The sequence below is a fragment of the Egibacteraceae bacterium genome (assembly GCA_040905805.1).
Taxonomy (GTDB): Bacteria; Actinomycetota; Nitriliruptoria; order Euzebyales; family Egibacteraceae; genus DATLGH01.
Map to the genome: position 1 here is coordinate 1 of JBBDQS010000164.1, position 2322 is coordinate 2322.

At 70.9% G+C, this 2322-nt stretch carries 2 protein-coding genes; both read left to right on the forward strand.

Going from position 1 to position 2322, the window contains the following annotated elements:
• The first annotated feature begins 349 nt into the window (after positions 1-349).
• Positions 350-757 (forward strand): DUF6788 family protein, encoded by a 408-nt coding sequence (locus WD250_17255; GenBank protein MEX2621964.1) that lies wholly within the window; start codon positions 350-352, stop codon positions 755-757.
• Between the two features lie 292 nt (positions 758-1049).
• On the forward strand, positions 1050-2108 hold the full coding sequence (locus tag WD250_17260; protein MEX2621965.1) for an ISKra4 family transposase: 1059 nt from the start codon (positions 1050-1052) through the stop codon (positions 2106-2108).
• Positions 2109-2322 lie beyond the last annotated feature (214 nt).

Consider the following 2322-nt stretch of genomic DNA (forward strand, 5'->3'; position numbering starts at 1 on the left):
TTCTCGCCGAGGTCGATGGGAACGACTTCGTGCCGGTCGAGCGCCCTGCATGACTGGCGCGTACTCGCCATACCAGCCTGCGGGGCGACCGGGAGGGAAGCCGGGGGAGAAACCGGGTTACCGCGTGCTCGTCCATCGAAAGTTCGTCCAGTTGTGGGAACATCTGGGGTGTGCGCCAGATCTGTAGGTAGCTGACGGGCGGGGGCGGGGTCGGGGCAGCGTCTGGTCGGGGGTGCCGTCGGGGGTCTGGGCGCGGAAGTGGGCAGACGCGTGTGGTCGAGATCCTGGGGTTGGGCCTACCCGTCGCGTAGTCTGGATGTAGTATCTACAGTCAGACAGGGAGGCACGTGTGGACACCGACCCGCAGCTGGACGACCTGGAGCAGCAGCGCACCCGGCTGTACGACCAGCTGGCCGCCACCGACGACTTCCGGCGCGGGTCGGTGACCGAGTCATACCGCCGCTGCGGCAAACCCAACTGTGCCTGCGCCCGTCAGGACCATCCGGGTCACGGGCCGCGGGTGATGTGGACCCGCAAAGACCCCGGCGGCAAGACCACCGGCCGCCAGCTCACCGCCGAGGAGGTCGACAAGGTGCGCGGCGAGATCGCCGCCTACCGACAGTTCGTGGAGCTCTCCCGGCAGGTCGTGGAGGTCAACGAGGCGATCTGCGAAGCCCGTCCCCTCCAGCCGCTGGCCGACGACCACAGCGAGGCAGAAGTGGCGGACGCCGAAAAAGGGGGCTCGTCGCCGAGCTGACTGCCGAGTTCGCCGCCGAGGTCGCCAGGCTTGCCACCTAGGCGCAAGGGCTGCTGGACCCAGGCGCGGGGGCCGAGGGGCTGCGCAGCCTGGAGGGTGCGATCCGCACGGCGATGACCGGGCTGGGCGGCGCGCTGCTGGAGGGGCTGCTGGCCGGCGACCGCGGTCATCGCGGCGCCCGCATCGACTGCGGCGGCGGCCATCAGGCCGACTTCGTCAGCTACCGTGCCAAGTATCTGGACACGGTGCTGGGCCCGGTCACGTTGCAGCGCGCCTGGTACCACTGCACCCCATGCCACACCGGCACCGCACCCCGCGATGGCGAGCTGGGGGTGGCCGGCGCGTCGCTGTCGCCGGGGCTGCGCCGCATGGTGGCACGCACCGCCGCCAGCAAACCGTTCGCCCAAGCACGAGCGGACCTGGCCGAGCTGGCCGGCATCGAGCTGACCACCAAACGCGTGGAACGCTCCGCGAAGCCGACGGCCAGCAGGTCGCCGCCGCCGTGCAAGCCCAGGCCGACGCGGTGGTGGCCGGCACGCTGTCCCGCCTCGACGCCGACCGGGCACCCATCGACACGCTGTATGTCGCCATGGACGGCACCGGGGTGCCCTGTGTGCCCGCCGCGACCCAGGGACGCCGCGGCAAACAGTCCGACGGACACGCGGCCACCCGCGAGGCCAAGCTCGCTTGCCTGTTCACCCAGAGCGGACTGGACGAGGACGGCCGGCCGGTCCGCGACCCCCACTCGTCCAGCTACGTCGCCACCTTCGCCCCCGCCGAGGACTTCGGCGCACTGGCCTACGCCGAAGCTGACCGTCGCGGCGTCGCCGGTGCCCGACGCACGGTCGTGCTCGGCGACGGCGCCCCCTGGATCTGGAACCTCGCCGCCCTGCACTTTCCCTCCGCGACCCAGATCGTCGACCTCTACCACGCCCGCGAACACCTCCACGAGCTCGGCCGGCTGGTGGCACCGGCCCTCGACGGTGACCACGCCGGCTGGCTGGCCGACCGGCTGGCCGAGCTCGACCGCGGCGACATCCCCGCGCTACTCGACGCCGCCCACAGCCTCACCCTGCCCGACACCCTGACCGCCGAGGTCGACCAGACCCTAGGCTACTTCCAGACCAACCAGCACCGGATGCGCTACGCGCAGTTCCGAAAATCCGGTCTGTTCGTCGGCTCCGGCGCCGTCGAGGCCGGCTGCCGCGCCGTCATCGGCCAACGCCTCAAACTCTCCGGCATGCGCTGGAACGTGCCCGGCGCCACCGGCATCCTCACGCTGCGCTGCCACGACGCCAGCAACCGCTGGGATGACCTGTGGACCCAGATCCACCGCACCACCGCCGCCTGACCCGACCCCTACCTACAAATCTGGCGCACACCCGAACATCTGCCGGAGCGAGTCGGCCTCGAGAGCGCGCAGCAGTTCTACGATCACATCGCCTATACGCCCGGTGTGCCGCCGGAGGTGAACGCCTCCACGGTGCTCAGGGGGAAGGCGGGCAAGCCCAAGTTCGCCGGCGGGTCGCGGACGATCCACTACGAGATCAGCGGTGCAGGCCGCA

Coding starts and splice junctions, on each gene's coding strand:
- WD250_17260 (MEX2621965.1), top strand. CDS start 1,050: ATGCCACACCGGCACCGCACCCCGCGATGGCGAGCTGGGGGTGGCCGG.